We start from the raw sequence: 4,697 nt of genomic DNA, 5'->3' as shown, positions 1-4,697 counted from the left end.
TCAGTATGTTTGGCGATCTGCACATCGATCCGGTTACCGGGAAAACGCAATTGCCTCAGCAGCGATTACAGGAAATTATCGAAGAAATTAAATTAATGGATGAGGTGGGGCTGGATTACTTCGGTATCGGTGAACACCACCGGCCGGATTATGTGGTTTCCAGTCCCGAGATTATATTGGCCGCCGCATCGACCGTGACCAAGCGGATTAAACTGGGGAGTGCGGTTTCGGTGCTGAGTTCATCTGATCCGGTCAAACTTTACCAGCATTTTTCGACAATTGACCTGCTTTCAAATGGCCGCGCTGAACTCATGGCCGGCCGGGGAAGTTTCACAGAATCTTTTCCGTTGTTCGGTTACCGGCTCGAAGATTACAATAAATTGTTTGAAGAGAAGCTGGATTTGCTGCTGAAGATCAACCGCGAGGATCGGGTTACCTGGGAGGGTAATTTCCGTGCGGCGCTCAACAACCAGCAGGTTCTTCCCCGTGCGTTGAACAATCAATTGGCGATCTGGGTTGCCGTTGGGGGTACACCGGCTTCTGTGGTCCGTGCTGCGAAGCTGGGACTGCCGTTGATGATTGCCATTATTGGCGGCTCGCCACAGCAATTCCAGCCGTTTTTTGAGCTCTATAAAGAAACGTATATTGCCAGCGGACACGACATGGCCAACTATCAGGTAGGGATACATGCGCATGCATTCTTTGGTGAAAACGGCCAGGAAACCGCCGACCATTATTATCCGATTTATGCCGCACAGATGGACCGCGTAGGGCGATCACGGGGATGGCCTCCCTATCAGCGGACACAGTTTGATTTTGGTCGATCGAAGCCGGGAGCGCTATTCATCGGTGATGCCGAACAGGCAATTGACAAAATACTGCATGTACAGGAAATGTTCGGTTTAACCCGTTTTGCCGCACACATGGACATGGGGGCGCCTGACCACCGGGATATGATGAAATCCATTGAGATTTACGGCACGAAGATCGCTCCGAGTGTGCGTAAAGCCCTCGAAAAATAGGTCGCCAGATTATTACCAGGTGATTTCCGTTACTTTTCTCTCTGCCACTGCAGGACAGTTTCCCACTGTACCGCAGTGGCTTTTTTGAAAATCCTCATGCTCAAGAAAATCCGATAGTACAAGTTGCAACACCGTATGGTTTGCTAAATAACGGAGGGGTCCGGTGATGCCTAACCAACCAGCTTTTGATGTCCCCGATGTTTCATGGATGATCGCGGCCTTTCCACAGGTAGCGCTGCAGGAACACCGTTTTATCCGTTCCCGGATGCCCTGCAATACTCATTGCTGGCCAGGATATCCGCTGAAATAGCGCCCGGATAACACCGGAGTGCCCAATTGAAAGACGGAGACACCGGTTAATCAAAGGAGCGGAAGTTCAACCATTGGCGGATGATTGCTGGTTTTTTTTAAGGTAATATGCGCCCAGGTTCTTTAAAATCAGGTAACCTGCTACGCCTGATACCAGGGAAGCGATGAGAATAGCGAATTTGGCTTCCGTTTGGTGGCCGGCATCGCTGAAAGAAAGCAACGCTATAAAGATAGACATGGTAAACCCAATCCCCCCCATTAAGCCGATGGCAAGCACCTGTACCCAGGGCGTGCCTTTGGGGAGTTCGCTGATTCCAAGCCGTACGGCAATCCATGAAAACAGTGTAATTCCAAGCGGTTTGCCCAGCACGAGGCCGGCAATGATTCCCAGACCCAGCGGACTGGCAAGCCCATCAACCATACCGCTTTCAAACCGGATGTTGGTATTAGCCAGGGCAAAGAGGGGCATAATAATGAAGTTGACAGGAGTGCTGATGGCATGCTCCACGGTCTGGATGGGAGAGGAGCCGCCCTGTTTACCTTTAATGGGTATGGCAAAGGCAGTGAGCACACCGGCAATTGTGGCGTGGATGCCTGAATGGTGGATAAAATACCAGATGAAAAGACCGGGTAGCAGATAAAGCCAGATGGATTTAATACCCATCCGGTTCATGAACGTCATCAATAGGAAAATGCCAAGGGCATAGAGCAGGTAGGTGCTTTGAAGTTCCGTTGTGTAGAAAACCGCGATGACAAGTATGGCGCCGAGGTCGTCCACAATAGCCAGTGCGGTCAGGAAAACCTTCATTGCGATAGGAACGCGGTTGCCCAGGATGGATAATATACCAATGGCAAAAGCAATATCCGTGGCCATGGGGATTCCCCAGCCGTGCTGCGTTTCGGTATGACTATTCAGCAACACATAAATACCGGCGGGAATCAGCATACCGCCCATTGCGGCGAAAAAGGGTAACGAGGCTTTTTTGGCAGAAGAAAGCTGTCCGTGAGCAAGTTCCTGTTTAATTTCAATTCCTACCATCAGGAAAAACACCGCCATAAGGCCGTCGTTTATCCAATTCAATAGGCTGTATTTCAGGTGTATGGAAGATGTCTCGAAGCCTACTTGGCGACCCAGTAGTGCTTCAAACCCCGCTCCCAGGGGAGAATTGGCAATGAGCAGAGAAATAATAAGAAAAACCAGCAGCGTAATGCCACTTGCGGAATCTGCTTCGAAAAATTGTTTGATTTGTTTACGCATGAACGGAGATGAAGTTACGGGTCCGAGTTATGAACGCCTAATTTACAAAAACAAACCCAGATCTCCCTTGCCTTCCCGCATAATTTCAAAATCGCCGGAAGTTACATCCACAATGGTGGAAGCAATATTGCCCCCATAACCGCCATCAATAACAATGTCAACTAAATCGCCGTATTTTTCATAGATAAGTTCCGGATCTGTGGAATACTCAACGATTTCATCTTCGTCATGTATGGATGCCGAAACAATGGGATTTGCCAGTTGACGCACGATTTCACGCGCGATGTTATTGTCCGGCACACGGATCCCGACCGTCCGCTTTTTATTGCTAAGCAATTTGGGAACCTGTCCACTGGCATTGAAAATAAAGGTAAATGGCCCGGGTAACGCTTTTTTAAGCACTCGGAACGTTGCCGTATCAAACGGCTTCGTATATTGGGCGATATCTGTAAGGTCATAGCAGACAAAGGACAGGTTCGCTTTCTCCGGTTTAAGTCCCCGCAGCTCGCATACCCGTTCGATTGCCCGGTGATTACGGATATCACATCCAAGGCCATATACCGTATCCGTAGGGTAAATGATCAGTCCACCCTTTTTCAGGACATCCACGATCTGCTGGATGCCCTTCATATTAGGGTTTTCTTCATATAGTTTGAGTAGCATACGCTGTTATCGACTAATCACCGGCCATTGGCTCACCAACAGTTAGAACTCCGCATTGTTTGGTGTCCTTGGAAATGGAATAACATCCCGGATATTGGTCATGCCGGTTACGAAGAGTACCAGGCGCTCAAAGCCCACTCCGAATCCCGAATGTGGCGCAGTACCAAACCTCCGCGTGTCCAGAAACCAATCCATTTCGTCAGTCGGAACCCCCATTTTCTGCATCCGATCGACTAACATGTCGTACCGCTCCTCACGTTGCGAACCGCCCACGAGCTCACCGATACCGGGAAACAGAATGTCCATGGCGGCAACGGTTAATCTTCCGTGGTCATCGGGTTCGTTCATGCGCATGTAAAACGATTTGATGTCCGCCGGATAATCCGTGAGGATGACTGGTTTTTTAAAGTGTTTCTCCACTAGGTATCGCTCGTGCTCCGATTGCAGGTCGGCTCCCCATCCTTCGATCAGGTATTTGAACTGCTTCTTTTGGTTAGGCTTGCTGCGTTGCAGGATATCAATGGCTTCCGTGTAAGTAAGCCGTTCGAATTCGTGATCCAGGCAGAAGTTCAGTTTGGCTACCAGATCCATTTCCGACCGTTCCTGTTGCGGTTTTGCTTTTTCTTCTTCGAGTAACCTGTTTTTGAGGAACTCAATTTCATCCGGGCAGTGGTCAAGTGCAAAACGGATCACGTACTTCAGCAGCTCTTCGGCCAGATCCATATTGTCTTCGAGTTCGTAGAATGCCATCTCCGGTTCGATCATCCAGAACTCGGCCAGGTGGCGCGTTGTGTTGGAATTCTCCGCACGGAAGGTCGGACCGAACGTATAAATATTGCCCAGGGCCATGGCGCCCAGTTCTCCCTCAAGCTGACCCGAAACGGTCAGGTTGGTGGGTTTCCCGAAAAAGTCTTCTTTATAATCAACCGATCCGTCTTCGTTACGGGGCGTATGGTTGAAATCCAGCGTAGTTACTTTAAACATTTCACCGGCACCCTCTGCATCGGAACCGGTAATGATCGGCGTATGAAGGTATACAAACCCGCGCTCGAAAAAGAATTGGTGAATGGCGAATGATAGGGCATTCCGAACCTTGAACACGGCGTTGAATGTATTGGTCCGAAACCGCAGATGGGCAATTTCGCGTAGGAACTCGAGGCTATGCTTTTTGGGTTGCAACGGAAATTTCTCCGGATCGCTGTCCCCAAGAATTTCCAGCTGGGTTACTTTTATTTCTACCCGCTGCCCCTTACCCAGGGACTCAACCAGTGAACCGGTGACGGCAATGGCTGCGCCGGTGGTGATCCGCTTCAGCAACGTTTCGTCCATTGTGCTGAAATCCACCACGGCCTGCAGATTGCCCAACGTGGAACCGTCATTTATGGCAATAAACTGGTTGTTCCGAAAAGTCCTGACCCAGCCTTTTACCGTCACGGTCTGTCCGT

General features: G+C 49.8%; 4 protein-coding genes. 1 reads left to right on the top strand and 3 read right to left on the bottom strand.

Annotated features, from left to right (window positions below; translation table 11 throughout):
* Nucleotides 1–5 precede the first annotated feature (5 nt).
* Complete coding sequence (locus tag ABWO75_RS13285; RefSeq protein ID WP_353186310.1) at nucleotides 6–1,022, top strand: LLM class flavin-dependent oxidoreductase; 1,017 nt, start codon at nucleotides 6–8, stop codon at nucleotides 1,020–1,022.
* Between the two features lie 376 nt (nucleotides 1,023–1,398).
* On the opposite strand, the gene nhaA is transcribed toward ABWO75_RS13285, so the two are convergent.
* The 3 genes from nhaA to asnS all read right to left on the bottom strand — a co-directional run.
* Nucleotides 1,399–2,589, bottom strand: a complete 1,191-nt coding sequence (nhaA, locus tag ABWO75_RS13280; protein ID WP_353186308.1) for a Na+/H+ antiporter NhaA — start codon at nucleotides 2,587–2,589, stop codon at nucleotides 1,399–1,401.
* 42 nt (nucleotides 2,590–2,631) lie between these two features.
* A complete protein-coding gene (locus ABWO75_RS13275; protein WP_353186306.1) occupies nucleotides 2,632–3,252 on the bottom strand; it encodes an L-threonylcarbamoyladenylate synthase in 621 nt (206 codons plus the stop codon).
* Between the two features lie 42 nt (nucleotides 3,253–3,294).
* A partial coding sequence (gene asnS / locus ABWO75_RS13270; protein WP_353186304.1) for an asparagine--tRNA ligase occupies nucleotides 3,295–4,697 on the bottom strand: 1,403 nt, incomplete at its 5' end.

It is taken from the genome of Parapedobacter lycopersici (assembly GCF_040395035.1).
Classification (GTDB): domain Bacteria; phylum Bacteroidota; class Bacteroidia; order Sphingobacteriales; family Sphingobacteriaceae; genus Parapedobacter; species Parapedobacter lycopersici_A.
The sequence above is the reverse complement of the archived record's forward strand: the minus strand, read 5'-3'. Positions and strand labels throughout refer to the sequence as shown.